Below are 25,336 nucleotides of genomic sequence, written 5' to 3'. Positions count from 1 at the left end.
ATGAGCGAACCGGTACGCCTGCAATTCGAAGACTTCTCGCAGGATGAGGAGATTAGCGCCCTGCAAGCGGCCTCGACGCGCATGGGCGGCATCGCCACCTTCCTCGGTTGTGCGCGCGATTTTTCGCAGGGCCGCTCGGTGCATGAGATCGGCTTTGAGGCCTACGAACGCATGGCGCTGCCCGAACTGGTCAAGCTGCGCGACGAGGCGATCACGCGCTTTGGCCTGATCGATGCCCGCATCGTGCATCGGCTGGGGACGGTGCGCGCCGGCGATCGCATCGTCTTCATCGCCACCGGAGCCGAACACCGCGCACCTGCGCTCGAAGCCTGCCGTTGGCTGATCGACGAACTCAAGGAACGCGTGCCGATCTGGAAGAAGGAAATCACGCCCGAAGGCGATTCATGGGTCACGCCACACCCATGAGCGTGCAAACGCCTCCGCTGTTCATCTTCGTCGGCCACTCCGGGTCGGGAAAAACCACGCTGGTCGAGAAGCTCGTCGCCGAGCTGGCGGCGCGCGGGCAACGCGTGGCGACGATCAAGCACGCGCACCATAAGGTGGTACTCGATCATGAAGGCAAGGACAGTTGGCGCTTCACCCAGGCTGGCGCGGCGCTGAGCATGCTGGTGACGACCGACGCGCTGCAGCTCGTGGCCGAAGCCGCCGAGCGGCGCGAGCCGGCCCAGCTTGCGCAACGTTTCCTCGGCGAAGCGGACATCGTTCTCGCCGAGGGGTTTTCGCTGGCGCCGGGCGACAAGATCGAAGTGCTCCGCCGCGCTTGCGACAAGCCGCCGCGTTGCGTCCCGGCGGACGGCCTGATCGCGCTCGCCACGGATGTGGCTGAAACCTACCCCGAGCTGCCGCACTTCGGCCTCGAAGAAGTCGCCCGCCTCGCCGACTTTCTGCTCGAACGCGCCGGACGATGATCGATGATGCGACGGCGCTGATCCTCACCGGCGGCGATTCGCGCCGCATGGGGCGCGACAAGGCAACGCTGGTGCTCGACGAACAAGTGCTCTGGCGGCGCATCGCCGAGACCGTGCGCGCGGTGTTTCCGCACGTGCTCCTCAGCGTGCGCCGGCCGCGCGTTGAGTTTGACTTGCCGCAGGTCTGCGACGCGTTCGAAAACGCCGGACCGCTCGCCGGCGTCTGCGCCGGGCTGGAGGCGGCCGCGACACCTTGGGTCTTCGCGGTGGCGACCGACATGCCGTTTCTCGAGCCGCGTGCCATCGAGCTTCTGGCCACGCGGCGCGGAGGCTACGAGGCCGTCGTGCCGGTCGTTGGCGGGCACCCGCAACCTCTGGCCGCCTTCTACGCCGTGGAGTGCGCGTCGGCGGCGCGGGCCTTGCTGAAGGCAGACGGGCCGCGCAGCCTGCGCGCGTTTCTGGAACGCCTGCGCGTTTGCCGTGTCGATGAGTCCGAGCTGCGCGGCGCCGACCCCGCGTTGCGCAGCTTCATCGACCTCGACACACCGCAGGACCTCGACGCCGCACGCAGCGAACCGTCGCCGCGGAACAGCCAACGCCCTTGAACGAAGACAGAGAAACAAAGGACATGGAAGCCAATACCCAAGCCACAGGCTCGGCGGCGGGACGCCTCTCGGTGCTCGCCGCCCAGCGCATCGTGCTCGACCATGTCGCGCCAGCCGCCTCCGAGACGGTAAGGCTCGAAGCCTCGCTCGGCCGAGTGCTCGCCGAGGAGGTGCGGGCCAATCGCGATCAGCCGCCCTACGACGTTTCCGCAATGGATGGCTTTGCGCTGCGCGCCGGGGATCTCGCGGCGATTCCCGCCACGCTGGTTGTCGTCGAGGACATCAAGGCCGGCGACCGGCCGACGAAAACCGTCGGCCCCGGCCAGTGCGTTCGCATCATGACCGGTGCACCGATCCCTGCGGGCGCCGATGCCGTGATCCGCGTTGAGGATACGCATACCCTCGCCGACGGCCGCGTGGAAATCAGCACCCGCGTCGCGCCCGGCAACGACATCCGGCCGCGCGGCGAAAACATGCGCACCGGCGAGATCGTGCTGACGCCGGGCACTGAGATTACTCCGGGGGTGATCGGATTACTGGCCACCGTCAAGCGCGCCCAAGTGGACGTGGTGCGGCGGCCGCGCGTGGCTATCCTGTCCACCGGCGACGAACTGGAAGGGCTCGACGAGCCGTTCGACCCGGAGAAGATTCCCAACTCGAACAGCTACGCCCTGATGGCACAGTTGCAGGCGCTCGGCATCGAACCCGTCCTGCTTGGCATTGCGCGCGACGATCCCGAGGATCTTGCCCGACATCTCAAAGCCGGCCTGGAGCACGACGTGCTGCTCGTGTCGGGAGGCTCGTCGGTCGGCGTTCATGATTTCGTGCGCCCGATGCTCGCCACGCTGAACGTCGAGATGCACTTCTGGCGCGTCGAGATGCGCCCGGGGCATCCGGTGGCTTTCGGTACGCGGAACGGCACACTGGTGTTCGGCCTTCCGGGAAATCCCGTGTCGAGCATGGTCTGCTTCGAGCAGTTCGTAGCGCCTGCCTTGCGCCGCCGGCTCGGGCATCCGCGCCTTTTCCGGCGCACCGCGACGGCGCGCCTGACACACGCGCTTGGCAATAGACCAGGGCGGACCGAGTTCGTGCGCGTCGTTCTCGCGCCCGATAGCGCGGGCGGCTTGACCGCGAGTTCGACCGGCAACCAGAGCAGCGGCGTCCTGCGCTCGATGGCGGTCGCCAACGCCTTGCTTGTCTTGCCCGCAAGCGGCGCGCAACTGACCGCCGGCGAGATGGTGACCGTGCAGTTGCTTGACGGCACCAGTTACCAACACGAACCCGGATTCGAGGAAACCGCATGACCCAGACGACGACAGGCGCCGCCGCAATCGCCCGCATCGGCATTCTCACGGTATCGGACCGCGCCAGCCGCGGCGTGTACGAAGACAAGGGCGGCCCGGCGATCAACGCGTGGCTGACGCGTGCCCTGACCAGTCCCTGGCAGGCCGTGGCGCGGGTGATTCCCGACGAGCAACCGCAAATCGAAGCCGCGCTACGCGCTATGGCTGACGGCGAAGGCTGCTCCCTCATCGTGACCACCGGCGGGACCGGCCCGGCGTTACGCGACGTGACGCCGGAAGCGACCGAGGCCATCTGCGAGAAGATGCTGCCGGGATTCGGCGAGTTGATGCGCACCGCTTCGCTGAAGTTCGTCCCCACCGCCATCCTCTCGCGCCAGACCGCCGGTATCCGCGGCCACTGCCTGATCGTCAACCTGCCCGGAAAACCGTCGGCCATCGACGATTGCCTGAACGCGGTGTTTCCCGCAATTCCGTATTGCGTCGACCTCATCGAAGGCGCCCGCCTGGAGACCGACCCGACCGTGTGCAAGGCGTTCAGACCGGCACACGCGAAGTAAAGGGAAGAACCCGCGGGCAGGCGGGAAAGGCCGCGGCTACCGCCGCCCAATGTTCGATGTGCGTCAGCCCCTGGCAACGAGGAACAAGGGGGTTAAGAGCCGCCAGCCTTCCCGAAACGTCATCCCAAGCCACGTTGCACGCCCCGGCCCGGCCACCGCCACCGCAAAACGGTGCGGTGCGGTGTGGCCTGCGTGCTCGGCTCCACCCCTCCCAGTCCCCTTGCCAACGAATGAGTCAGTCGAACCAGTTACGCGTAGCCTGCCCCGGCCCCACACCCTCCGACTGCTAAAATGCGCGGGTCGCCAACTCCCAGGAATCCTGCCATGCCTTCGTCCGCCCGCCCTTCTCTTCCCTTGCGCATTGGTACGCCGCTCAGTCCGTCGGCCACGCGCGTGATGCTGCTCGGCGCGGGCGAACTCGGCAAGGAAGTGATCATCGCCTTGCAGCGCTTCGGCGTTGAAACGATTGCCGTTGATCGCTATGCCGATGCGCCTGGCATGCAAGTGGCGCACCGCTCGCACGTGGTCAAGATGACCGACGGACCGGCGTTGCGAGCGCTGATCGAGCAGGAAAAACCGCACCTCGTCGTCCCGGAAATCGAAGCCATCGCCACCGACATGTTGCTTGAAGTCGAGCAGGAAGGGCTCGCCGAAGTCATTCCGACGGCGCGCGCGACCCGCCTGACGATGAACCGCGAAGGCATCCGCCGCTTGGTTGCCGAAGAGCTCGGCCTGCCGACATCGCCTTACGCCTTCGCCGGCTCGCTGGCGGAGTTGCAGGCGGCAATCGATGCGGGCATCGGGTATCCGTGCCTCGTCAAGCCGACGATGTCGTCGTCGGGCAAAGGCCAATCTCTGCTCAAAGGGCCAGACGACGTGGCGCGCGCCTGGGAATATGCGATGCAGGGCGGGCGCGTGAACCAGAGCCGGGTCATCGTCGAGGGTTTCATCGATTTCGAATACGAGATCACCCTGCTCACCGTGCGTGCTGTTGGGGCTTCCGGCACGGTCGAGACCCATTTCTGCGAACCGGTCGGCCACATGCAGGTGAGCGGCGATTACGTCGAATCGTGGCAGCCGCAAGCGATGAGTCCCGCCGCGCTGACGAAGGCGCGTGCCATCGCGCAAGCGGTCACCGAGAACCTCGGTGGGCGCGGCCTTTTCGGCGTCGAACTGTTCGTCAAAGGCGACCAGGTGTGGTTCTCCGAAGTCAGCCCCCGCCCGCACGATACAGGCCTCGTCACGCTGGCCTCGCAGCGCTTCTCTGAGTTCGAACTGCATGCCCGCGCGATTCTCGGCCTACCGGTCGATACGTCGCTACGTGCATCCGGAGCCTCGGCGGTGATCTATGGCGGCGTCGATGCGGCCGGCATCGCCTTCGACGGTGTGGCCGAGGCACTGCAGGTGCCGGATACCGACCTGCGCCTTTTCGGCAAGCCGGAAAGTTTCACCCGCCGCCGCATGGGCGTGGCCGTCGCCACCGCTCCGGATACCGACGAAGCCCGCCGCCGCGCCAAGCTCGCCGCGAGCCGTGTGCGCCCCGTCAAGGCGTAGGGCGCGCCAGCCGGGACGCGCAAAAGAGATTGAAGCGCGCGCCGGGAACGCATAAAATGGCCGCCTTCGCGGGCGTCGTATAATGGTAATACCCAAGCTTCCCAAGCTTGTGCCGTGGGTTCGATTCCCATCGCCCGCTCCACACGGACTCCAGCGGATTGCGATCTGCTAAACGAAAAGCCAACCGACTCCGGTTGGCTTTTTTGCGTTTAGGGATTCGGCAACTTGGCCGGCGAACGGGGATCGACGTTGGCCTTCATGCCGCCACTGAAGCTTGCGACGTCGAAACCGTTTTGCGCCAGCACGCGGGCGGCGAAGTAGCTCATCTTGCCGAAGGCGCAGAGCGTCACCACCGGACGGTTGCGATCGAGCTTGCCGAGGTTGGCGCGCAACGTCGGGAAGGGAATATTGACCGACCGGCCGGGCGGCGGAAAAGCTTCGGCTAAGGGTGCTCCACGCACGTCGACGACTTGCACCGCAGGATCTTCGGGTAGCTCGGTGATATGCCGGACAAGGCCATCACGCCGGTTGCAGGCGGCGAATCCGGCCAGATTGACGACGTCTTTTGCCGATCCGAACGGCGGCGCGTAGGCGAGCTCGAGGTGGCAGAGATCTTCGACGGTCATGCGGGCCGCGATCGCGGTGGCGAGCACGTCGATGCGTTTGTCGATGCCTTCGAATCCCGTAACCTGCGCTCCGAGCAGGCGGCCGCTATCGGGTGCCCAGAGCACCTTCAGCGTCAGCGGCTTGGCCCCCGGATAGTACGAAGCATGGTGGTTGTCGTTAACGGTCACGGTTTCGTACGGAGTCTTAGCGGCCAACAGACGTTTTTCGCTCCAGCCGGTAATGCCGGCGGCAATACCGAAGACCCGCACAATGCCCGTTCCGATCGAGCCGGGATAGGGCCGCGCCTTCTCGCCGAGAAAGATGTGGTCGGCGGCGACCCGCCCTTGCCGGTTGGCCGGCCCGCCCATCGGCACGGCGGTTTTGCCTTCGAGGACGCGGTCGACGGTCTCGACGGCGTCGCCCGCCGCGTAGATCGCCGGGTCCGAGGTACGCTGGAACTCGTCGACCACGATATGCCCGCGTGGGCCGAGTTGCAGCCCGGCCGTCTGAGCGAGTTCGCTATCCGGTTTGACACCGATCGAGAGGATAACGAGGTCCGCATCGAGGGCCTTGCCAGAGTTCAATTGGCAGCGCACATGCGTTTCGCTGCCCTCGAAGCGGGCGATGCCGTCGCCAAGGTCCAAACCGATACCGTTGTTGCGCAACTCGCTCTCCAGCAGGGCAGCCATTGGCGCATCGAGCGGCGGGATGACCTGGGACTGTAATTCGACGAGTTGCACTGATAGCCCCTTGCGTTGCAGTTGTTCGGACATCTCAAGCCCAATGAAACCGGCGCCGATCACAACGGCGCGCATCCCCTCCTTGGTCGCCGCGACGATGCGGTCCATGTCCTGCAAATTGCGCAACGTGAAGATGCGCGGGTCGTCGATTCCCGGCAGTGCCGGACGCAATGGCGAAGCGCCCGGTGCCAGCATGAGCTTGTCGTAGTCGAGCCAATTCGTCTCGCCGCTGCTGAGATCGCGCACTTGCACTCGCTTTGCAGCGCGGTCGATGGCGACCGCCTCGCAACGCGTGCGGACCTCGAGGTTGAGCAACGCCTTCAGGGATTCGGGCGTCTGCACGGCAAGCGCCTCACGGCCTTGGATTTCGCCCCCGATGTGGTACGGCAACCCACAATTGGCGAACGAAACGTCCGGGCCGCGCTCCACGATGGTGATGCGGGTCGATTCGCAGAGGCGACGCGCACGCGCTGCAAATGACGCGCCTCCGGCAACCCCTCCGATGACGACGATATTCAGTGGCCTATGCTGTTCCATGAGCTTCTCCTGTCTTCCATGCGATGTTCACCTTTATCGTTATATTAACGACTTATAATATATTTAACAATATAGTGTGAAATGATTCTGGAAGCCAGTTAATGGCACTCGCCACCCAACGAAATAGCCAGCCGGGGAGTCGACACAGAAACACCAGGGGATTCTCAGAATTTCGGACGGCACACGGAACCGGTGCAGCTCGGGTATGTCGCAAAACACGACCTGCCACGTGGTCGTCATCGTCGACCGTCTCGACCTGTCGCCGAGCTGATCTCACGCACACAAGCAGAGCGGCTAAATCACTAAGTGGCCACTCGAGGTATCAACATCAAGAAAAGGATCAGCCGATGAACATGTGGGACCAGAACTATTCGATCGAAGGCTACAAATACGGTACCTCGCCGAACCACTTTCTCGTCCAGCAGGAACACCTGCTACCACGTGCCGCGCGCGTTCTGGTACCTGGTGATGGCGAGGGCCGAAACGGTGTGTGGCTCGCAAGCCAGGGCCATCGGGTAACCTCGGTCGATAGCTCGGCGGTGGGTTTGGCCAAGGCTCGGGCGCTGGCGGAACGTCAATCGGTCCAATTGCAAACGGTCCTCGCCGATCTCGCCGACTGGTCGCCGGCGGCGCAAAGCTGCGACGCGGTGGCCCTGATCTTCGTGCACTTGCCGTCCGCGACCCGGCAGGACGTGCACCGCCGCCTCGCCCAGTCGCTGGCGCGCGGCGGAATCCTGATTCTCGAAGCCTTTCATCCCGCCCAGCTCGGCTATGGCAGCGGCGGCCCCAAGGACGCCGACATGCTTTACACGCTCGAATCGCTGCGCGCCGACTTCTCGGGAGTTCTCGAGGAACTCTCCGCTTTCGAAGGGGAGATTGCACTCGATGAAGGCGCGGGCCACCAAGGCCAGGGTTACGTGACGCGCTGGGTTGGGCGAGCTGCAAGCCACGAATAGAGCGAAGCGCACCCCGGCATCGGGTAATCTGAAGCTGGCCGGCGACGCAAATAAAAAAGGGACACTCGGTGAAGTGTCCCTTTTTCCGAATCCTTGGCGCGCCCGGCGCGATTCGAACGCACGACCCCTGCCTTCGGAGGGCAGTACTCTATCCAGCTGAGCTACGGGCGCATGGAGGTTGCGAAGCATAGCCGGTTTGGGGCTCGCCGTCCATCCCGGGCTCTACCTCGGGCAGGCAAGCAGCGCCTCAGCATGAGGCCGCACCGTGTTTTGCTGCCGCACCGCGTCTTCCCTTAACGCCCAGCGCTAGAAAGCGCAGAATGCAAGGGTGCCCGGACGCCCTCCGGCCGGTTGCTTTTATTCTTCTCCTCGCTATACTTTGTGGTCGGACGTACGATGACTTAAAAGGCCTTGTGTGAGCACTGCACCGCGAGAAGCGGCCTTTGCTTCAAGGCTCCGGAGCTAAGGTCAGCAAACGGTCAGTCACCGAATCCATGAGACGTCACAAGATTAGAATCGCCGAAACAACGACAGGACAGGAGAGATCAGGGATGGGCTTGGAAACTCGAATCGATGCGCCACGCGTGGTGGCGATGGACGTCATTCCGGTCGCTGGACAGGACAGCATGCTGCTGAATCTCTCCGGTGCGCACGGGCCGTTCTTCACGCGCAACATCGTGATTCTCAAGGACAGCGCCGGCAATACGGGCCTCGGCGAAGTACCGGGCGGCGAGAAGATCCGCCAGACGATCGAGGATGCCCGCCCGTTCATCATCGGCAAGACCCTCGGCGAATACAACGCCGTGCTCAACCAGATGCGCGTGACCTTTGCCGATCGCGATTCCGGCGGTCGCGGTCTGCAAACGTTCGACCTGCGCACGACGATCCACGCCATTACCGCCGTTGAATCGGCAATGCTCGACCTGCTCGGCCAGTTCATGAACGTTCCCGTCGCCGCGCTGCTGGGCGAAGGCATGCAACGTGAGGCCGTCGAGATTCTCGGTTATCTCTTTTACATCGGCGATCGCCGCAAGACGACGCTCGACTATCGCAGCGAGCCAAACGCCGACAACGCTTGGTTCCGGCTACGCAACGAAGCCGCGCTGGATGCCCAAGGCGTCGTACGACTGGCCGAGGCAAGCCACGAACGTTACGGCTTCAACGATTTCAAGCTCAAGGGCGGCGTGCTGCGCGGCGAGGAGGAAATGGAAGCCATCGTCGCGCTGCATGAGCGCTTTCCCGAGGCACGCATCACGCTCGATCCGAACGGGGCCTGGTCGTTGGCCGAAGCGATCGCGCTCTGCCGCGACAAGCATGGGATTCTGGCCTACGCCGAAGATCCGACAGGCGCCGAAGCCGGTTTCTCGGGCCGGGAGGTGATGGCCGAGTTCCGCCGCGCCACCGGCCTACCGACGGCGACCAACATGATCGCCACCGACTGGCGCCAGATGGCGCACTCGATCCAGTTGCAGTCGGTCGACATCCCGCTCGCCGATCCGCATTTCTGGACGATGCAGGGCTCGGTGCGCGTCGCACAGTTGTGTCAGATGTTCGGACTCACCTGGGGCTCGCACTCGAACAACCATTTTGATATTTCACTCGCCATGTTCACCCACGTCGGCGCCGCCGCACCGGGCAAGGTCACGGCGATCGACACCCACTGGATCTGGCAGGACGGCCAGCGGCTGACCAAAGAACCGTACCCGATCCGCGACGGGTTGATCCGCGTGCCAAAGAAACCCGGCCTCGGGCTCGAAATCGATATGGCGGAAGTCGAGAAAGCGCATCAGGCTTACAAGGCGATGGGGCTGGGCGCGCGTGATGATGCGGTGGCCATGCAGTTCCTCATCCCCGGCTGGAAGTTCGACAACAAGCGCCCGAGCCTCGTCCGTTAAGCGGGCGAACACTGGAAAGGAACTAGCGCATGGGCACAAAATACGACGGCATGCGATTAAGAACGGTACGGAGACGATCCCTCGCTGAAAAGAAGCGAGGCTGTCCGGCCGCAAGAGAGAACGTAAAGGAGAAAAAACAGATGAGCAAAGTAGGCTTCGTAGGACTGGGGATCATGGGCACGCCGATGGCCGAACACCTGATCCGGGCCGGGCATGAGGTGTTTCTGTACAGTATCCCAAGCATTCCGGAGCGTCTCGTGCAGGCGGGCGGCAAAGCCTGCGCCTGTGGCAAAGAAGTGGCGCAACAGGCCGAAGTGATCATCACCATGGTCCCCGACACCCCGCATGTGGCCAGTGCCCTCTTCGACCCGAACGGGATTGCCGAAGGCCTCACCCCCGGCAAGATCGTCGTCGACATGAGCTCGATCTCGCCTATCGAGACCAAGGAGTTCGCCCAGAAGATCAACGCCTTGGGCTGCCAATACCTTGACGCTCCGGTCTCCGGGGGGGAAGTCGGCGCCAAGAACGCCACGCTCTCGATCATGGTCGGCGGCAGCGAAGCCACCTTCGAGAAGGTGAAGCCGCTCTTCGAACTGATGGGCAAGAACATCACCCTCGTCGGCGGCAATGGCGACGGGCAGACGGCCAAGGTCGCCAACCAGATCATCGTGGCGCTGACCATCGAGGCGGTGGGCGAAGCCTTGCTCTTCGCGTCCAAGGCCGGGGCCGACCCGGCCAAGGTCCGGGCGGCGCTGATGGGCGGTTTCGCGTCGTCGAAGATTCTCGAAGTGCACGGCGAACGCATGGTCAAGCGCACGTTCAACCCGGGCTTCCGCATCGAACTGCATCAGAAGGACTTGAACCTCGCGCTCTCGTCGGCGCGCAAGCTCGGGGTGTCGTTGCCCAATACGGCCACGTGCCAGGAGCTGTTCAACGCCTGTGCGGCCCACGGCGGTTCGGCCTGGGATCACTCGGCCATGGTCCGCGCCCTCGAAATCCTCGCTCACTTCGAGATCGGACAGAAGGACTGAGACGAATCGCTGGTTAATTGCCGCCACAGCCAGAAGCAGCGGCATGCCGTTCGAGTAACAGGGAGAAGTGGCGCCGCCGTAATCGGTTGCCGCTTCCCCGCTTCTCCATCCTCCCCTCCGCCTTTGTCATAATCGAGGTGGCTATTCGATAAAAAACAGGAGGCGGCATGGACCAGCCAGCGAGAAAAACGACCGTACAACGCGGGACGGAAGGTGCCAGCCACGCTTCAACGTCGCGCTTGAGCGGTGGGTGCGGCGTGGACGCACCGGCTTTCCCCTTCCAGCCGAATCAACGCTACCCCGATCCGGCGATCCAGATTCTCGATCCGAGTTTCCTCAAGTACCGTATCTACAGCAGCACGCTCGAACAGGTGGCAAGCGGCCTGCGCTGGGCGGAAGGCCCGGTCTACTTTCCGGACGATGGCGGCTATGTGCTGGTGAGCGACATCCCGAACAACCGCATCATGAAGTACAGCGAGCGCGACGGCCGCTTTACCGTTTTCCGCAGCCCGGCCAACTTCGCTAATGGTAACGCGCGCGATCGGCAAGGACGGCTCGTCACCTGCGAGCATTCGTTGACCCGGCGCATCACGCGCACCGAGAGAAACGGCAAGATCACCGTGCTCGCCGACCGCTACGAAGGCAAGCGGCTCAATGCCCCGAACGACATTGTCGTCAAATCGGACAACAGCATCTGGTTCACCGATCCGCTCTTCGGAATCAACGGTGAGTGGGAGGGCTACCGCGCCGAATCCGAGCAGGCCACGACCAACGTTTACCGCCTTGGCAGCGACGGACGGCTGACGGCCGTGATCACCGATCTCGGCAACCCGAACGGCCTGGCCTTCTCGCCCGACGAATCGAAGCTTTACGTCGTCGAATCCCGCGGTACGCCAAACCGCAGCATCTGGAGTTACGACGTGCACGCGGACGGTACGGTGAACAACAAGACCAAGCTCATCGACGCCACCGACCACGGCGCACTCGATGGCTTCCGCGTCGACCGCGACGGCAATCTTTGGTGCGGCTGGGGAAGCAACGGCGTGCTGCAGCCCGAGCCCACCGAGATCGACGGACGCCATGTCTATCTGCCTAAAGGTCGTTCCGAGGACCTCGACGGCGTCATGGTTTTCAACCCCCAAGGAAAAGCCATCGGCTTCATCAAGCTTCCTGAGCGCTGCGCCAACCTTTGTTTCGGGGGAGCCGAACGCAACCGGCTATACATGGCGAGCAGCCACTCGCTATACGCGCTGTACGTCGAAACGCAAGGAGCCGAGCGGTAGCACCCGCTGCGTCCATCTGCAATCGAGGAGAAGAGAAAGGTGCGGAGCGACTATTTCGGCCGTCGGCTGCGCGCCGTTTCCAGGTGCTGACAGAGGCGTTCCGCGCCTTCGAGCAACCGCGGCGTGTGGCGCTGGATCAACTCGGGCTGGACGAAAAACAGGTTGTCGCGCGCGACGGCCGTGATCGCCGGCCAGCGTTTCCAATCGTCGAGCCATTCGGGCCGCGACGCGTCCATGCCGCTCGCGACGATTGCCTCGGGGTTGGCAGCGATCACCGACTCGACGCTGACGACCGGCGCCAAGGCATCGAGCTTGCCGAACACGTTCTCGCCGCCGCACAGCGCAATGACGCTCGAAATGATCTGCCGGCCACCGATCGTCGATAGCGGCTGTTTCCATACCTGGTAGAACGTGCGCACTGTCGGGCGATCGCTGTAGCGTTTGCGGATGTCCGCCAGCCGCTGGCGATACTTGGCCGCGACGTCGTTGGCCACGGGCTGCGTGCCGGCGAGTACGCCAATGCGCTCGATTTCCTTCGCCACATCTTCGATGCGATTGGGTTGCGAGACATAAATTGGCAAGCCAAGCGCGCGCAACCGCTCGATGTGCGCCGGCGCATTGCCGCTCTGCCAAGCAATGATGAGGTCCGGCTTGAGCGCGGCGATAGCTTCGAGATTGAGGCGCGAATAGCCGCCAACGAGGGGGAGCTTCTTCACCTCCGGCGGGAAATCGCTGAATTCCACCGTTCCCACGAGCCGCTCGCCGGCACCGGCCGCGAACAGCGTTTCTGCCATGTGCGGTGCCAGCGTGATGATGCGGCGCGCCGGCTGTGCGAGACGCACGGTCGTTCCGGCATCGTCGATCACGGAGATTTCGGCGCGGGCCGGGCTGGCTCCCAGGGCGAGCACACCGAATAAAACCACCGAAACCGACAACGCCCGAGCGCCCGTCATTCGGTACGGCTCCACTCGGCAACGGCTGCTTGCAGACGCAACCACTGCCTCTCGTCGCCCGGCAGGCCGAAACGCAGCAGTCCCAGGTTTTCGAAGCGGCGGACGAGGATCGCGCGCCGTGCGAAGTGCTCGAACAACGCAGCGCAGCGCGCTGGATCGCCAGGCAAGGACACAGTGCAGAACAGCGCCGTTCGATTCACCGTGCCGAGCGGCGTGAGCAGCTCGGACAGGCGATGTGATTCGACAGCCAATCGCTCGCGCATGGCTGTTTGCCATGCAGTGTCCGCCAGCGCTTTGCACGCCGCCATGCGCGACGGGTGAGCAACCGGCCACGGGCCAATCATTTCGCGCAAGCGTTCGAGCTTTTCTGCCGCGCCGAAAACGAAACCCACACGCGCTCCGGCCAAGCCGAAAAACTTGCCAAGCGAACGCAACACGATGAGAGACGGCGCTTCCGGGCCGCCGGCCAGGTCGACAATGCCGCGCGTCGGTTCGGCATCGGCAAAGGCCTCGTCGACGATCAGCCAACCGCCGCGGCGCTGCAGCTTGTTTGCTGCGTCAAGGAGCTCGTCGCGTGAAAACGCCGTACCCGTCGGATTGTTCGGATTACACAGCAGGACGTTGGGCGTCACGACGCCGAGTGCGCGCTGAAGCGTCGGCAGGCGGCGCACGGTATGGCGGGCGCGCTCCCAGGCATGCGGATGCTCCTCGTAAAGCGGCGCCACGCAAGCCACCGTGGCCGGCCGGAACAGCGACGGCAACGTCTGGATCGCCGCCTGCGAACCGGGCAATACGAGAAGACGCTCGTTGCCGTAGTACGCGGCGGCCACCGTTTCGAGTTCGTCGTCATCCTCCGGCAGCCGGTTCCAGCAACTGGCGTCGAGAGGAGGAACCGGGTAGGTATGCGGGCTGATGCCGGTCGACAGATCGAGCCAGTCGGACAGTGGCAGCCCGTAAAGGCGTGCGGCGGCGCGCAACCGTCCGCCGTGCTCAAGCACAGGCAAACCCTCCGAGCAGGTAGAGCGAGAGCCACAGGAAGGTCGTCCGCCGCAGAAGCCTCAACGCGCGGGGAATATCCTTGCCGCGCGCCGGCTCGCCCTGACCGAGCACGGGACGCTCCTCGATCTGGCCGTGATACACGGCCACGCCGCCCAGGGCTACGCCCAAGCTGCCGGCGCCCGCCGCCATAACCGGTCCAGCGTTCGGGCTCTCCCAAGCCGGCGCCTGCGCCCGCCAACACGCCAAGGCGCGGCGGGTATGCCCGAACGCGGCATAGGACAGCGCCGTAAGCCGCGCCGGAATGTAGTTGAGCCCATCGTCGATGCGCGCCGCCGCCCAGCCGAAATACCGCAACCGCGTCGTCTTGTAGCCCCACATCGCGTCAAGCGTGTTGGCGAGGCGGAAAAGAACGGCGCCCGGCCCGCCCAGCAGCATGAACCAGAACAGCGCGCCGAAAACGGCGTCGTTGCCGTTCTCCAGCGTCGTCTCGACACAGGCTTTGGCGACACCGGTCTCGTCAAGCGCGCTCGTGTCGCGCGAAACGATCCAGCCCACATGCTGCCTTGCCGCCTCCAAGTCGCCGGCACCCAGGTCGCGGGCAACGCGCTCGGCATGTTGCGCAAGGCTGCGTCCGCCGAGTGCGAGGTAGAGCAGGACAACGTCGCTCAACCAGGCACTGAGCGGAGTACGCCTCGCCCAGACAGCGAGTCCGACCCAGGGAAGGACCGCCACCATCCAGGCAATGACGCCTTTGGCCCGGCGGCCAGTATCCGCGCCCCGGTTGAGAAGAATTTCGAGTCCGTTCGCCACACGACCAAAACCGACCAGCGGATGCCAACGCGGCACTTCGCCGAGCAGCCGGTCCAGCAGTACGCCGGCAAGCGCGGCCAGCGGCAAGCCGAGGGAACTGGGAACGGAAAACAGCAAGGGATCGGCGAGGAACGGGACAGGCATGAGAAAATACGGAGCAACGAAGGCGGAATTCTACGCCCTAACCCCAACCGGGGCGAATCGAGGCCGCTGCAATGACGGATCGTTTTCCAGCATTCCATCCAACGGAGGCCGGGAAAACCTCGACAACCGCCAAACACCGATTAATCCGTTCTTTTGACAACGGCACTGCGCCGCACCGACCCCATGTCCATTATTTCCCGCAAGACCCCCTGCCTGATGGTCCAGGGCTGTACTTCCGATGCCGGAAAATCGGTTCTCGTCGCCGCGCTCTGCCGCGTACTCGCACGCCGCGGCGTCCGGGTTGCTCCATTCAAGCCGCAGAACATGGCGCTCAATTCGGCGGTCACCGTGGACGGCGGCGAAATCGGCCGCGCGCAGGCATTGCAGGCGATCGCCGCCCGCGTTCCCGCGCACATTGACTTCAATCCGATCCTGCTCAAACCCGCCACCGACAAGCGCGCCCAGGTGGTTATCCACGGCAAGGCGCTCACCGACCTCGACGCCCGTGCTTATCACGAGTACAAGCCGCGGGCGATGAAAGCTGTGCTCGAATCGTGGGGGCGGCTGTGCGTCGCCTACGAGTGCGTGCTCGTTGAAGGTGCGGGAAGCCCGGCCGAGATCAACCTGCGCGACCGGGACATCGCCAACATGGGCTTCGCCGAAGCCGTCGACTGCCCGGTGATCCTCATCGCCGATATCGACCGTGGCGGCGTCTTCGCGCACCTCGTCGGTACGCTGGACCTGCTCTCGGCGAGCGAACAGGCGCGCGTAAAGGGTTTCGTGATCAACCGTTTTCGCGGCGACATCAGCCTTCTCGAACCGGGCCTGCGCTGGCTCGAGGAGCGCACCGGGAAACCGGTCCTCGGCGTGCTCCCCTACGTCCACGGTCTCTATCTCGACGCCGAGGACGCGCTACCGCGCGGCAAGGAGGCCAAGAGCGCCGCGCGCTTGAAAGTCGTGGCACCGGCCTACCCGCGCATCTCGAACCACAACGATCTGGACCCGCTACGCTTCCATCCGGAAGTCGACTTCGCCTTTGTCGGGCCGCACGACTTGCCGCCGCCGTGCGACTTGATCGTTCTGCCCGGCTCGAAAGCGGTGCAGGCCGACTTGGCCTGGCTGCGCGAAATGGGCTGGGAGAACGCGATCCGCCGGCATTTGCGTTACGGCGGCAAGGTGATTGGGGTTTGCGGCGGGTTGCAGATACTCGGTCGCCAGTTGCACGATCCTCTCGGACTCGAAGGTAAACCGGGCAGCGCTCCGGCGCTCGGGCTGCTTGACTACGAGACGACGCTGGAAACGGAAAAGACGCTCGAAAATGTCACCGGCACGCTGCGCCTCCCCGGCGCACCGGCGATTGCCGGCTACCGCATTCACATGGGCGTGACGCGTGGGCCGGCGCTCGATCAACCGGCCACCGATCTGGCGACTCCGGCCGGCGGGTCGTCGACCGTGGCCGAAGGCGCACTGTCGGCGGATGGGCAGATTCTGGCCACCTATTGTCACGGATTGTTCGACACGCCGGAGGCATTGGACGCTTTGCTCACTTGGGCCGGGCACCGGCCGTCGGCGAGTTTCGATCCAAACGCACGCCGCGAGCACGACATCGACCGCCTCGCCGACGCCGTCGAGGCGCACTTAGACTTGCGTCGGCTTGCGGAGTGGTTACCGTTTTGAGAGCGAGAGCGTTCCCGGCGTCATGCCGACATTAAGGCGCCGCAGAACGCTCATACCGATCAGTGTTTCGCCGCTAACGCCGATCGAGACTTCGACGTCCCGCAGCTTGATGCCCGCGATATCGACCAGCGGCACGACCAGGTTCTGCGTAGAAATCGTGCCGTTCGCCGTGGATGCCTGTCCGGCCTTTGCACCAGCGGCGGTGATGCCGAAGGCCTTCGCGGTCTCCGCACTCATCGCCAGTGACGAGGCGCCGGTGTCGACCAGGCCGCGTACGGTGTGGCCGTTGATCGTGATCGGGGCGAAGAAATGCCCGCTGCGCGCCGCGTCGGCGTAAAGCATGGCGACCCGGTTCTCGGCATGTCCCGAGCAATGTTCGCCGACGCATTCGTCGCCGCGGCTCAACGCCGACAAGGCTTGACGTCGCTCGATCCATGTGCGGGCCGTTGCATCGCCTCCTGCGGCGGCTTTTTCGTACCAGCGGTACGCCTTGGACTCACAGCGCGAGACGAGGTAGCCCGTCTCGTAGCTCACCGCCACGGCGCGCTGGGCGCTCGCCGTGCCGTCTTGCGCGTCAGCCAGGGCTTGCGCGAATTTCGCGGACGGCCGGCGCAACGGCTTCGCATTGGCATAATCGTCGGCCGCGAAATAGCGCTCGTCGCAATCGCGTGCCACCGCCGAAACGGCTGGACATGCCAGCGCGATCAGCGCGGCGGCGAGTGTCGACCTCCCCCTCCCTTTTTTCCCCATCTTTCCCCCTCAACTGCTTTTTTGTGCGGTCGTCAGCATTGACCCGATTTTATTGCGGCACCAGGCGGAACGTCGTCTTCGCGCGTCTCCGCCTGCGTTTCATGTTTCTTTCAATTTTGCCCTACGCTGAGCGCACGAGCAGCAAGGACGTCGTCGCCTTCTTGGCCAACGCCTCTGCCACACTGGCGACAAAGAAACGCTCCACACCAAGGCGGTGCATGCCGACCACGAGCAAATCCGCCTGCCACTCTAGCGCCGCGCGCGCCAGCATGTCGGCCACCGTTTCCTTTTCCGACTCGACAATGCGCGTGTCGACCTCCAGCCCGGATGCCCGCGCGGCCTCGGCCGCCCGGTCGACTACTTCCTGCGCGGGCCCATGCATGTCGCTCTCGATCTGCTCGACGCTGTTCGCAAGCAGGACTTGGCCCTCGCGCCGTGCGAAAACCGTGTGGTCGAGCGCATAGCAGACCGCCAGCCGGGCGCGCGATTGCGCCGCCATGGCGATCGCCGCCTCCAGCACCGGACCCGTGGCGAAGTTCTCATCGACGGCAGCCATGATGCGTTTGTACATGACGTCCTCCTAAGCGGGTTGTTTGAGTACGAGCGGCAGACCGGCAGCCACCAGCGTCACACGTTCGCAGACTGCGGCGACGCGCTGATTGAGCCGACCCTGTTCGTCGGCGAAAAGCCGCGACACCGCCGCCATCGGCACGATGCCCCAACCGACTTCGTTGGAGACGAGGATCACTCGCCCCGGCAACCGGGGCAAGCATTCGACAAGCGCCGCCACCTCGCCGGCAAGGCGCGGACAATCGACGGTTTCGCCCGCTTCCGCCTGCCGAGCGGCCGCCCCGGCGAAGAGCAGGTTCGACAGCCAGAGGGTCAGGCAATCGACGAGTAGGCAGACATCGGGCGCTGCATGCCGGCGCAGCGCCACGGCAAGATCGAGCGGCGATTCGACAAGCCCCCAGGTGGCGGGACGCCGCGCACGATGGTGCGCGATGCGGCGCGTCATTTCACCGTCGAGAGCCTGCGCCGTGGCAACGTAGACGACCCGCAAGCCGCTTTCCGCCGCCCGCGCTTCTGCCAGCGAACTCTTGCCCGAACGGGCACCGCCGATGATCAACTCGTTCATGCAACAAGCTTAGCATGACACCCCGGGGCGTATAATTGCGGGTTTTTCCCGCTTCCAAATTCGAATATCACACCATGCCCTTCTCCATTCGCCCCCTGGATAATTCGCTCGACGCAGCGCTTCAACACAAGATCGACAACAAAACCAAACCGCTCGGCGCGCTCGGGCAACTCGAACGCATGGCGTTGCAGATTGGGCGCATTCAGAAGACGCTGACTCCCTCGCTCACGAATCCGCACATCCTCGTCTTCGCCGGTGACCACGGCGCGGCCAAGGCGGGCGTTTCGGCCTTCCCGCAGGAGGTCACCTGGCAGATGGTCGAAAACTACCTTGCCGGGGGCGCCGGCATCAACGTGTTCGCCCGGCAGAACGGCATGGCGCTCAAGATCGTAGACGCCGGCGTCGCCCACGACTTCGGCAAACGGAAGGATCTTGTCGACGCGAGCATGGGGCCCGGCACCCGCAGCTATTTGTCCGAACCGGCAATGACCCTCGCCGAATGTGAAGCGGCACTCGCCAAGGGCGCTGAGATCGCCCGGGGATTAAACGACGCCGGTTGTAACGTACTCGGCTTCGGCGAGATGGGAATCGGCAACACGGCGTCCGCGTCGCTGATCACACACGCGCTGACCGGTACGCCGTTGATCGATTGCGTCGGCCGGGGTACTGGTCTCAACGATGCAGGACTGACCCGTAAGCGCGACCTGCTAGCGCAGGCCGTCGAGCGCGCCAAATTGCCCGCGCAGCCGGACCCGCGCTCCGTGCTCGCCGAGTTCGGCGGCTTCGAGATCGTCATGATGGCCGGCGCAATGCTCGGCGCGGCTCAGCGCGGCATGGTCCTGCTCATCGACGGATTCATCGTTACCTCGGCCTTGCTCGCCGCCGCGCGCATCGCGCCCAACGTGCGCGAGTACTGCATCTTTTGCCATCGCTCGGCGGAACCCGGCCATCTTGCCCAGTTGCGCGAGCTCGGCGGCGACCCGCTGATCGACCTCGGCCTGCGTCTGGGCGAAGGCACGGGCGCGGCGTTGGCTTGGCCACTCGTGCGCGCCGCCGTTGCCTTCCTCAACGAGATGGCGAGCTTCGAATCCGCGGGCGTCAGCGAGCAGTGCTGAACGCCGCTTTCTCCAACGCACCCCCAGCCGCCCATGTCCGCGCGTAACGAACTCGAGTATTTCTTCGGCGCCATTCGCTTCTTCACCCGGCTGCCGGTACCGCGCTGGATCGGGCACAGCAGCGAGGCGTTGCAGCATTCGACGCGCTACTTCCCGGCCGTCGGCCTCATCGTCGGCGGCATCGCGGCGATCGTTTACGCCGTTACGACATTCTTCTGGCCGCGCACCTTGGCCGTCGTCGCGTCGATGGCGGCAACGATCTACGCCACCGGCGCTTTCCACGAAGACGGCTGGAGCGACACCGTCGACGGTTTCGGCGGCGGCTGGGACAAGGAGCGCATCCTCGCCATCATGAAGGATTCGCGCATCGGCAGCTTCGGCGCCGTGGCGCTGGTCCTTCTCCTGCTTGCGAAGTTCTGCGCGCTGGTGGAAATCGAGCCGCTATTGGTGGCAGCCTCGCTGCTTGCCGGGCACACCTTCTCGCGTTTGTGTGCCACCACGGTGTTGCGCTCACTTGAGTACGTGCGCGACGAAGGCAAAGCCAAGCCTATGTCCACACACATCGGGCCGCGCGCCTTTGCATTCGCCATAGGCACAGGGCTATTGCCCTTGCTCCTGCTACCATTGCGGCAATCCATTCCCGCCGTCCTCCTCGCCGTACTCGCGACCTGGTGGATGGCACGAATGTTCAAGCGCCAGGTTGGCGGCTATACGGGCGACTGCCTTGGAGCGACACAGCAACTCGCCGAAGTCGCCTTCTACGCCGGGCTATTGTGCAAGTTTTCCTGATCCGGCACCCGCGCCCGCTGATCGAACCCGGCATCTGTTACGGGCGTTGCGATGTAGATGCGGAATTGCCGGGCGTCGCCGCGGCACGTATCCGCCCTCACCTGCCCGCGGGTGTCCCGGTGTTTTCGAGTCCGTTGCGACGGGCACGCCAGCTCGCCGAAGCGCTGGATCCGGCCGTTCGCGTTGACGGCCGGCTGAGCGAAATCGATTTTGGCGAATGGGAAGGCCGGCCTTGGTCGCGGATCGACCGGCAAGCCCTCGATGCCTGGGCGGCCGACGTCCTCAATTTCGTTCCGCCGGGCGGTGAATCCGTGGCGCAACTGAGAGACCGCGCCGTCAGCTTCGCCGCGTCGCTCTCGGGCGAACATGTCGCGATCGTCGCTCACGCGGGGATTCTGCGCGCTCTCGTCGGTCATTGGCTTCACCTGCCGGTCGCCGAGTGGACGCAAATGAAGTTCGACTTTGGCAGCATCACAACGCTGCGGGTCTGACCACGCAGGACCGCTGAAAAAATGGCCACGACCGACCTTCCCACACCCGCCGCCGACGCGCTCGCCTTCAGCAATGCGTTGCAACGCCGCATCGCGGACGAAATTTCTGCCGCGGGAGGATGGATCGGTTTCGACCGTTTCATGGACCTTGCGCTCTACGCGCCGGGAATGGGCTACTACTCCGGTGGCGCGCACAAATTCGGCGCGGCGGGCGACTTCGTCACAGCCCCCGAACTCTCAGAGCTGTTCGCGTGGGCGCTGGCGTCCCAAGTGCAGGAAATTCTCTCGCTCAGCGCGCCGTACGTCCTCGAAGTCGGTGCCGGATCGGGGCGGCTCGCCGCTGATCTGTTGCAGGACCTCGAACGACGCGCGGCTCTTCCCGAGCAATACGCAATCCTCGACCTGTCGGGCGAATTGCGCGCGCGGCAACGGGCGACGATCGAGGCTGCGGTTCCGCACCTTGTCGAACGCGTGCGCTGGCTCGATCGCCTTCCCGATCGCTTCGACGGGCTCGTGCTGGCGAACGAACTGCTCGACGCGATGCCCGTGCACCTCGTCGTCTGGGGTACCGAAACGGATGAACAGATGATTCTCGAACGCGGAGTGGTTCTCGATCGGAACGGGCAGACGTTCCGCTGGGACGACCGGCCGGCCAGCCCGCGCGTCCGGGACGCCGCGCTCACGGTTGCCGACGAGAACGAACTGCCGGTCGGCTATCTGAGCGAGCTTGGCCTCGCCGCCAGGGACTGGACGGCCTCGTGGGGACAGATCATCGGCCGAGGCGCGCTGTTGCTTATCGATTACGGGTTTCCGCGCCACGAGTTCTATCATCCCCAGCGCGACACCGGAACGCTGATGTGCCACTACCGGCATCGGGCACACACGGAGCCGTTCTTCCTGCCCGGGCTGCAGGACATCACCGCGCACGTGGACTTTACGGCGATCGCGGAGGCCGGATTCGAGGCGGGGCTCGATGTCCTCGGCTACGCCACGCAGGCCAGTTTCCTGCTCAATTGCGGTCTCACCGAGGCGCTGGCGCGCATCCCGACCGATGACCATGGACGCTACCTGCCGCAGGCGCAAGCCGCACAGAAACTGATTTCGCCCGCAGAAATGGGAGACTTGTTCAAGGTCATCGCGCTCGGCAAAGGCCTCGATGACGCCCTGATCGGCTTCGCGCACAACGACCGACGGCTCACGCTTTAGGGCCAGGGTGCAGGGCACGCCGCCTGGTGGTCTACTGGAGGCCTGTCATGGCAGCGCAATGCGGCCATGTTTTCATGGGCACCATGGAAACCATCATCGATCGCGGCACCCGCCTCCTAGTCCGCCTGCTACTCGGAATCGCAATCGGCACGGTGCTTCACGATCTTGCTGAAGCCACCCCTCAACAGCTTGCACTGCACCCACCACCGATCAAGGCTTCCTTACTTACGCCCCAAAGACAGTAGGCATGGCCAAAGGTTAATCGCGCCATTCTTCTGCTCAGAGGGGCCGGCACGACCTGGCGATGGCAATGACGAGCACGCGCGCAACTTTCGATCAAGCCCTCGCCTGAACTAAGAGCGCTAAGGCCCGAAACGGGCGGGGACCTGACGTAGGCGTTTCGCCTGTCCAGTTGGAGTTTGGAAAAGAGCCCAAGCAACCCAGAGAACGCCACGGCACAAAGCGGCTATCCTCGGAGCGTGAAGTATTGGGAGTGGTCGGCGTACGGCGCGGCGTTGGGAATTCCGCGAGCACGCCAACGGCAGACTCGGGGGAGGATGCTATTTAATCAAGGGCGGTCGTTAATCCTATTCCGCCCCACCAGCAGCCCCGAGCCAACATTCCGCACCGCCTGCCGGGTTGCCGGATAAGGCGGACCCTCACTAAGCGGCACATCCGCGCGTGGCAGCCGCCTAGTGAAGACCCGCCTTGCCCTTGGCAACACCCGGTCGGGCGATGAACGCGGGGAAGGCCGCCCACATTGCCCAGGTATTTCCGTTGTCTGCCGCGCGTGTCGGCGCGACAGCCGTCTGCGGCGCATGCAACCATGCCGTATACAAACCTTCGTCGCTGTAGGCGTCATTGTTGCTGTTGCACGCCTCGTCCAGGACTTTTCCGGATTCCATTTCCATCGTTTTCACCATTGCATCGGCCATCCATCAAAGGGACTCAAAACAGCGAGCTCGTGTTTGAGATAACGCACCGTGACGAAAAAGGTTGAGGCAAAGAAGACTATTTTTTTGGGGTCCCAATGCCGCTCTTGAAAAGTGCAGCGCCTGTCCGCACATGCCAGTAAACGTGCTAAGGTAAGAATGTAGCAACGAGGTCACTATGGATATCAACAGCGTCGGAAACGTGTCGGCTTCACTGAGCTCTGCAAGTACAGGGAATGCCGTGGCCATTGCCGTCCTGAAAAAGTCGCTCGATCTTCAGGCACAAGCGGCGTTGCAACTCGTCCAAGCGTTGCCGCAAGCGGCTCCCGGAACGACGGCAACGCTCGGTAATAACGTTAACACCTTCGCTTGACGTTCCGGGGCGAGCAAGCTCGCATCCCTTTCTTCTTTGCTAGCCGGGGACGGCCATCCCGCGCACGACCGCCGCTCGCGCACCAATCGTTTCGAACCAACGCAGTACTTCCGGAAAATCGGTAAGGTCTACGCCTTGCCACTCATGCCGCGCAACCCATGGGTAAGTCGCGATGTCCGCAATTGAATACTCGTCGGCAAGGAATTCCGTTTCGGCAAGCCGTTTGTCGAGTACCCCATAGAGCCGGACCGTTTCGGTGCTGTAGCGCTTGATCGCGTAAGGGATCTGCTCGGGGGCAAAACGCCGGAAGTGGTGCGCCTGCCCGAACATCGGCCCCACGCCGCCCATCTGGAACATCAGCCACTGCAATGCCTCGAACTTGCCGCGGTCGCTGCCCGGCAGGAATCGGCCCGTCTTGCTGGCCAGGTAAACGAGGATGGCACCAGACTCGAAGAGCGTGATGGGCGCCCCGTCTGGGCCGTCCGAATCGATGATCGCCGGAATCTTGGAATTCGGATTGACCGCGACGAAGTCGGACCGAAACTGGTCTCCACGGGTGATGTCGATCGGGCGGACTTCATAAGGCAGCCCGCACTCCTCGAGCATGATCGAAACCTTGCGCCCATTGGGTGTTCCCCATGTATAAAGCGTGATCATCGATAGTCTCCGTAGACGAAAATTTCAGGATGTCGCGCCTGTGATCAGGCCGCTTGAAACGTGCAAGGTCAGTTCGCGTCGCCGTCAATGTCGGGGCGCGCCAACGCCTTTTTGATCGCCTCAACGCGGGCAGCATGCAAGCGCTCGGCGATTTGTGCCGTGCTGGCGCAGGAAGCCGCTATGGCCGCCGCGTCAACCGAGCGGGCGGCATCCAGCGCCCGCGGGAAAAGATCGGGTTCCGGCAAAGGTTTGTCCTCCCAGCCGAGCCGGCCGTGGAAATCACATGCACACGCATCGAGCAACTGGCGGAACCGCTCCGGCCGGCGCAAAGCATCCGCCCGCTCAAGCAAGGTGGCAATCGTACCGGCGCGGAGTTCGGGACCGCGTCGGATGTCCCCGTGATAACGAGCGACGAGTACGGCGAGGTCGCGACACTCCGTCGGGGGACGCAGACGGCCGCACACCTCGTCGACGAGCTTTACGCTCCTCGCTTCGTGTCCGGGGTGGCGGGGTAGATCCGTATCCGGCGTTGTGCCTTTGCCTAGATCGTGCAACAGGACCGCGAAGCGTACGGGCAGAGCAAAGCCGCAGCGCGCCGACCAGTCGAGTGCCATCATCACATGCACCCCGGTATCAACTTCCGGGTGGTAATCGGCACGCTGAGGAACGCCGAATAAACGATCAACCTCAGGCAACAGCCGGGCCAGCGCACCGCAGTCGCGCAGCACGGTGATCATGCGCGATGGCCGTGCTTCCATCAGGCCGCGCGCGAGTTCCTGCCAGACGCGTTCCGGCACCAGATGATCGGCTTCGCCGCTGCGCACCATCTCGCGCATCAGTTCGACTGTTTCCGGGGCCACCGAAAAGTCCGTAAACCGGGCCGCAAACCGCGCCAAACGGAGGATACGGACAGGATCCTCGATGAAAGCCGGTCCGACGTGGCGGAGAATGCGCGCCCGAAGATCGCCCACGCCGTTGAAAGGATCGGTCAGCGTTCCGTCTTGCGCACGCGCGATCGCATTGATGGTCAGGTCGCGGCGCGCCAAATCCTCGATTAGCGAAACGTCGGGCGCCGCGTAGACGGTAAAGCCCTTGTAACCATGACCGGCCTTGCGCTCGGTACGCGCCAACGCATATTCCTCGTGCGTCTCGGGATGGAGAAAGACCGGAAAGTCCTTGCCGACGGGCCGAAAACCACGCGCCAGCATGTCCTCCGGCGAGGCGCCGACGACGACGAAATCACGATCCTGCACGGGCAAGCCGAGAAGTTCATCGCGAACGGCACCGCCGACAGTGAATATCTGCATG

27 protein-coding genes and 2 tRNA genes are annotated in these 25,336 nt (G+C 64.1%); 18 read left to right on the top strand and 11 right to left on the bottom strand.

What is annotated here, in order from left to right; genetic code table 11:
* The 7 genes from NZ453_RS12405 (at position 1) to NZ453_RS12375 (ending at position 5,091) form a co-directional block, all read left to right on the top strand.
* Entirely contained in the window at positions 1 to 426 is a 426-nt protein-coding gene (locus tag NZ453_RS12405) for a molybdenum cofactor biosynthesis protein MoaE (RefSeq protein WP_263770921.1), read from the top strand.
* The gene (mobB, locus tag NZ453_RS12400; RefSeq protein ID WP_263770920.1) at positions 405 to 929 is read left to right on the top strand and encodes a molybdopterin-guanine dinucleotide biosynthesis protein B; all 525 of its coding nucleotides are present in this window, start codon (positions 405 to 407) and stop codon (positions 927 to 929) included. The genes NZ453_RS12405 and mobB overlap by 22 nt, the downstream gene beginning before the upstream one ends.
* Positions 926 to 1,534, top strand: coding sequence for a molybdenum cofactor guanylyltransferase (gene mobA / locus NZ453_RS12395; protein ID WP_263770919.1), 609 nt, complete (start codon positions 926 to 928; stop codon positions 1,532 to 1,534). The genes mobB and mobA overlap by 4 nt, the downstream gene beginning before the upstream one ends.
* A gap of 23 nt (positions 1,535 to 1,557) precedes the next feature.
* Positions 1,558 to 2,838 (top strand): molybdopterin molybdotransferase MoeA, encoded by a 1,281-nt coding sequence (locus tag NZ453_RS12390; protein WP_263770918.1) that lies wholly within the window; start codon positions 1,558 to 1,560, stop codon positions 2,836 to 2,838.
* Positions 2,835 to 3,395: a molybdopterin adenylyltransferase gene (gene mog, locus NZ453_RS12385; RefSeq protein WP_263770917.1), complete on the top strand. Its 561-nt coding sequence runs from the start codon at positions 2,835 to 2,837 to the stop codon at positions 3,393 to 3,395. The genes NZ453_RS12390 and mog overlap by 4 nt, the downstream gene beginning before the upstream one ends.
* A gap of 354 nt (positions 3,396 to 3,749) precedes the next feature.
* Positions 3,750 to 4,949, top strand: coding sequence for a formate-dependent phosphoribosylglycinamide formyltransferase (gene purT / locus NZ453_RS12380; RefSeq protein ID WP_338051164.1), 1,200 nt, complete (start codon positions 3,750 to 3,752; stop codon positions 4,947 to 4,949).
* Between the two features lie 68 nt (positions 4,950 to 5,017).
* Positions 5,018 to 5,091 (top strand) — tRNA-Gly (locus tag NZ453_RS12375).
* A gap of 67 nt (positions 5,092 to 5,158) precedes the next feature.
* On the opposite strand, the gene NZ453_RS12370 is transcribed toward NZ453_RS12375, so the two are convergent.
* Entirely contained in the window at positions 5,159 to 6,832 is a 1,674-nt protein-coding gene (locus NZ453_RS12370) for an FAD-dependent oxidoreductase (protein ID WP_263770914.1), read from the bottom strand.
* Between the two features lie 347 nt (positions 6,833 to 7,179).
* On the opposite strand from NZ453_RS12370, the gene NZ453_RS12365 reads away from it, so the two are divergent.
* The gene (locus NZ453_RS12365) at positions 7,180 to 7,788 is read left to right on the top strand and encodes a class I SAM-dependent methyltransferase (RefSeq protein WP_263770913.1); all 609 of its coding nucleotides are present in this window, start codon (positions 7,180 to 7,182) and stop codon (positions 7,786 to 7,788) included.
* 94 nt (positions 7,789 to 7,882) lie between these two features.
* Here the strand turns inward: NZ453_RS12365 and NZ453_RS12360 are convergent.
* Positions 7,883 to 7,959, bottom strand: a tRNA-Arg gene (locus tag NZ453_RS12360).
* 380 nt (positions 7,960 to 8,339) lie between these two features.
* Between NZ453_RS12360 and gudD the strand changes: the two genes are divergently transcribed.
* The 3 genes from gudD (at position 8,340) to NZ453_RS12345 (ending at position 11,997) form a co-directional block, all read left to right on the top strand.
* The gene (gene gudD / locus NZ453_RS12355) at positions 8,340 to 9,683 is read left to right on the top strand and encodes a glucarate dehydratase (protein ID WP_263770911.1); all 1,344 of its coding nucleotides are present in this window, start codon (positions 8,340 to 8,342) and stop codon (positions 9,681 to 9,683) included.
* 140 nt (positions 9,684 to 9,823) lie between these two features.
* The gene (glxR, locus tag NZ453_RS12350) at positions 9,824 to 10,714 is read left to right on the top strand and encodes a 2-hydroxy-3-oxopropionate reductase (protein WP_263770910.1); all 891 of its coding nucleotides are present in this window, start codon (positions 9,824 to 9,826) and stop codon (positions 10,712 to 10,714) included.
* 167 nt (positions 10,715 to 10,881) lie between these two features.
* The gene (locus NZ453_RS12345) at positions 10,882 to 11,997 is read left to right on the top strand and encodes an SMP-30/gluconolactonase/LRE family protein (protein ID WP_263770909.1); all 1,116 of its coding nucleotides are present in this window, start codon (positions 10,882 to 10,884) and stop codon (positions 11,995 to 11,997) included.
* A gap of 50 nt (positions 11,998 to 12,047) precedes the next feature.
* On the opposite strand, the gene NZ453_RS12340 is transcribed toward NZ453_RS12345, so the two are convergent.
* The 3 genes from NZ453_RS12340 to cbiB are packed head-to-tail and all read right to left on the bottom strand — an operon-like array spanning position 12,048 to position 14,903.
* Positions 12,048 to 12,950: a cobalamin-binding protein gene (locus NZ453_RS12340; protein WP_263770908.1), complete on the bottom strand. Its 903-nt coding sequence runs from the start codon at positions 12,948 to 12,950 to the stop codon at positions 12,048 to 12,050.
* Positions 12,947 to 13,948 carry a threonine-phosphate decarboxylase CobD gene (cobD, locus tag NZ453_RS12335; protein ID WP_263770907.1) on the bottom strand — a complete coding sequence of 334 codons (1,002 nt, stop codon included), beginning with the start codon at positions 13,946 to 13,948 and terminating at the stop codon, positions 12,947 to 12,949. The genes NZ453_RS12340 and cobD overlap by 4 nt, the downstream gene beginning before the upstream one ends.
* On the bottom strand, positions 13,941 to 14,903 hold the full coding sequence (gene cbiB / locus NZ453_RS12330) for an adenosylcobinamide-phosphate synthase CbiB (protein ID WP_263770906.1): 963 nt from the start codon (positions 14,901 to 14,903) through the stop codon (positions 13,941 to 13,943). The genes cobD and cbiB overlap by 8 nt, the downstream gene beginning before the upstream one ends.
* Positions 14,904 to 15,086: 183 nt before the next feature.
* On the opposite strand from cbiB, the gene NZ453_RS12325 reads away from it, so the two are divergent.
* Positions 15,087 to 16,580 carry a cobyric acid synthase gene (locus NZ453_RS12325; protein ID WP_263770905.1) on the top strand — a complete coding sequence of 498 codons (1,494 nt, stop codon included), beginning with the start codon at positions 15,087 to 15,089 and terminating at the stop codon, positions 16,578 to 16,580.
* On the opposite strand, the gene NZ453_RS12320 is transcribed toward NZ453_RS12325, so the two are convergent.
* The 3 genes from NZ453_RS12320 to cobU form a co-directional block, all read right to left on the bottom strand.
* Complete coding sequence (locus NZ453_RS12320) at positions 16,569 to 17,330, bottom strand: TIGR02281 family clan AA aspartic protease (RefSeq protein ID WP_263770904.1); 762 nt, start codon at positions 17,328 to 17,330, stop codon at positions 16,569 to 16,571. The two genes, NZ453_RS12325 and NZ453_RS12320, sit on opposite strands and share 12 nt — an antisense overlap.
* A 121-nt stretch (positions 17,331 to 17,451) precedes the next feature.
* Positions 17,452 to 17,901: a universal stress protein gene (locus NZ453_RS12315; RefSeq protein ID WP_263770902.1), complete on the bottom strand. Its 450-nt coding sequence runs from the start codon at positions 17,899 to 17,901 to the stop codon at positions 17,452 to 17,454.
* A gap of 9 nt (positions 17,902 to 17,910) precedes the next feature.
* Positions 17,911 to 18,465, bottom strand: coding sequence for a bifunctional adenosylcobinamide kinase/adenosylcobinamide-phosphate guanylyltransferase (gene cobU / locus NZ453_RS12310; RefSeq protein WP_263770901.1), 555 nt, complete (start codon positions 18,463 to 18,465; stop codon positions 17,911 to 17,913).
* A gap of 74 nt (positions 18,466 to 18,539) precedes the next feature.
* Between cobU and cobT the strand changes: the two genes are divergently transcribed.
* Genes cobT through NZ453_RS12285 form a run of 5 tightly spaced genes read left to right on the top strand, consistent with a single transcriptional unit; the run spans position 18,540 to position 22,311 of the window.
* On the top strand, positions 18,540 to 19,580 hold the full coding sequence (gene cobT / locus NZ453_RS12305) for a nicotinate-nucleotide--dimethylbenzimidazole phosphoribosyltransferase (RefSeq protein ID WP_263770900.1): 1,041 nt from the start codon (positions 18,540 to 18,542) through the stop codon (positions 19,578 to 19,580).
* Positions 19,581 to 19,613: 33 nt separating this feature from the next.
* Positions 19,614 to 20,369 (top strand): adenosylcobinamide-GDP ribazoletransferase, encoded by a 756-nt coding sequence (locus tag NZ453_RS12300; protein WP_263770898.1) that lies wholly within the window; start codon positions 19,614 to 19,616, stop codon positions 20,367 to 20,369.
* Positions 20,354 to 20,860, top strand: a complete 507-nt coding sequence (gene cobC / locus NZ453_RS12295) for an alpha-ribazole phosphatase family protein (RefSeq protein WP_263770897.1) — start codon at positions 20,354 to 20,356, stop codon at positions 20,858 to 20,860. The genes NZ453_RS12300 and cobC overlap by 16 nt, the downstream gene beginning before the upstream one ends.
* A 21-nt stretch (positions 20,861 to 20,881) precedes the next feature.
* Positions 20,882 to 22,066: a class I SAM-dependent methyltransferase gene (locus tag NZ453_RS12290; protein ID WP_263770896.1), complete on the top strand. Its 1,185-nt coding sequence runs from the start codon at positions 20,882 to 20,884 to the stop codon at positions 22,064 to 22,066.
* Positions 22,067 to 22,113: 47 nt separating this feature from the next.
* Positions 22,114 to 22,311, top strand: coding sequence for a hypothetical protein (locus tag NZ453_RS12285; RefSeq protein WP_263770895.1), 198 nt, complete (start codon positions 22,114 to 22,116; stop codon positions 22,309 to 22,311).
* 447 nt (positions 22,312 to 22,758) lie between these two features.
* Here the strand turns inward: NZ453_RS12285 and NZ453_RS12280 are convergent, their stop codons facing one another.
* Positions 22,759 to 22,977: a hypothetical protein gene (locus NZ453_RS12280; RefSeq protein WP_263770894.1), complete on the bottom strand. Its 219-nt coding sequence runs from the start codon at positions 22,975 to 22,977 to the stop codon at positions 22,759 to 22,761.
* 199 nt (positions 22,978 to 23,176) lie between these two features.
* Between NZ453_RS12280 and NZ453_RS12275 the strand changes: the two genes are divergently transcribed.
* The gene (locus NZ453_RS12275; RefSeq protein ID WP_263770893.1) at positions 23,177 to 23,371 is read left to right on the top strand and encodes a YjfB family protein; all 195 of its coding nucleotides are present in this window, start codon (positions 23,177 to 23,179) and stop codon (positions 23,369 to 23,371) included.
* Positions 23,372 to 23,410: 39 nt separating this feature from the next.
* On the opposite strand, the gene NZ453_RS12270 is transcribed toward NZ453_RS12275, so the two are convergent.
* Together NZ453_RS12270 and NZ453_RS12265 are read right to left on the bottom strand one after the other, a co-directional pair.
* Positions 23,411 to 24,028 carry a glutathione S-transferase N-terminal domain-containing protein gene (locus NZ453_RS12270; RefSeq protein ID WP_263770892.1) on the bottom strand — a complete coding sequence of 206 codons (618 nt, stop codon included), beginning with the start codon at positions 24,026 to 24,028 and terminating at the stop codon, positions 23,411 to 23,413.
* A 68-nt stretch (positions 24,029 to 24,096) separates the two neighbouring features.
* A complete protein-coding gene (locus tag NZ453_RS12265; protein WP_263770890.1) occupies positions 24,097 to 25,335 on the bottom strand; it encodes a multifunctional CCA addition/repair protein in 1,239 nt (412 codons plus the stop codon).
* Position 25,336 lies beyond the last annotated feature (1 nt).

This window comes from Propionivibrio soli, assembly GCF_025770765.1.
Taxonomy (GTDB): domain Bacteria; phylum Pseudomonadota; class Gammaproteobacteria; order Burkholderiales; family Rhodocyclaceae; genus Propionivibrio; species Propionivibrio soli.
The sequence above is the reverse complement of the archived record's forward strand: the minus strand, read 5'-3'. Positions and strand labels throughout refer to the sequence as shown.

Coding starts and splice junctions, on each gene's coding strand:
- NZ453_RS12405 (WP_263770921.1), top strand. CDS start 1: ATGAGCGAACCGGTACGCCTGCAATTCGAAGACTTCTCGCAGGATGAG.
- NZ453_RS12315 (WP_263770902.1), bottom strand. CDS start 17,901: ATGTACAAACGCATCATGGCTGCCGTCGATGAGAACTTCGCCACGGGT.
- NZ453_RS12340 (WP_263770908.1), bottom strand. CDS start 12,950: ATGACGGGCGCTCGGGCGTTGTCGGTTTCGGTGGTTTTATTCGGTGTG.
- NZ453_RS12325 (WP_263770905.1), top strand. CDS start 15,087: ATGTCCATTATTTCCCGCAAGACCCCCTGCCTGATGGTCCAGGGCTGT.
- NZ453_RS12390 (WP_263770918.1), top strand. CDS start 1,558: ATGGAAGCCAATACCCAAGCCACAGGCTCGGCGGCGGGACGCCTCTCG.
- NZ453_RS12300 (WP_263770898.1), top strand. CDS start 19,614: ATGTCCGCGCGTAACGAACTCGAGTATTTCTTCGGCGCCATTCGCTTC.
- glxR (WP_263770910.1), top strand. CDS start 9,824: ATGAGCAAAGTAGGCTTCGTAGGACTGGGGATCATGGGCACGCCGATG.
- gudD (WP_263770911.1), top strand. CDS start 8,340: ATGGGCTTGGAAACTCGAATCGATGCGCCACGCGTGGTGGCGATGGAC.
- mobB (WP_263770920.1), top strand. CDS start 405: ATGGGTCACGCCACACCCATGAGCGTGCAAACGCCTCCGCTGTTCATC.
- NZ453_RS12270 (WP_263770892.1), bottom strand. CDS start 24,028: ATGATCACGCTTTATACATGGGGAACACCCAATGGGCGCAAGGTTTCG.
- mog (WP_263770917.1), top strand. CDS start 2,835: ATGACCCAGACGACGACAGGCGCCGCCGCAATCGCCCGCATCGGCATT.
- cobT (WP_263770900.1), top strand. CDS start 18,540: ATGCCCTTCTCCATTCGCCCCCTGGATAATTCGCTCGACGCAGCGCTT.
- NZ453_RS12265 (WP_263770890.1), bottom strand. CDS start 25,335: ATGCAGATATTCACTGTCGGCGGTGCCGTTCGCGATGAACTTCTCGGC.
- NZ453_RS12370 (WP_263770914.1), bottom strand. CDS start 6,832: ATGGAACAGCATAGGCCACTGAATATCGTCGTCATCGGAGGGGTTGCC.
- cobU (WP_263770901.1), bottom strand. CDS start 18,465: ATGAACGAGTTGATCATCGGCGGTGCCCGTTCGGGCAAGAGTTCGCTG.
- NZ453_RS12320 (WP_263770904.1), bottom strand. CDS start 17,330: ATGGGGAAAAAAGGGAGGGGGAGGTCGACACTCGCCGCCGCGCTGATC.
- NZ453_RS12275 (WP_263770893.1), top strand. CDS start 23,177: ATGGATATCAACAGCGTCGGAAACGTGTCGGCTTCACTGAGCTCTGCA.
- NZ453_RS12345 (WP_263770909.1), top strand. CDS start 10,882: ATGGACCAGCCAGCGAGAAAAACGACCGTACAACGCGGGACGGAAGGT.
- NZ453_RS12280 (WP_263770894.1), bottom strand. CDS start 22,977: ATGGAAATGGAATCCGGAAAAGTCCTGGACGAGGCGTGCAACAGCAAC.
- cbiB (WP_263770906.1), bottom strand. CDS start 14,903: ATGCCTGTCCCGTTCCTCGCCGATCCCTTGCTGTTTTCCGTTCCCAGT.
- NZ453_RS12290 (WP_263770896.1), top strand. CDS start 20,882: ATGGCCACGACCGACCTTCCCACACCCGCCGCCGACGCGCTCGCCTTC.
- mobA (WP_263770919.1), top strand. CDS start 926: ATGATCGATGATGCGACGGCGCTGATCCTCACCGGCGGCGATTCGCGC.
- NZ453_RS12365 (WP_263770913.1), top strand. CDS start 7,180: ATGAACATGTGGGACCAGAACTATTCGATCGAAGGCTACAAATACGGT.
- NZ453_RS12285 (WP_263770895.1), top strand. CDS start 22,114: ATGGCAGCGCAATGCGGCCATGTTTTCATGGGCACCATGGAAACCATC.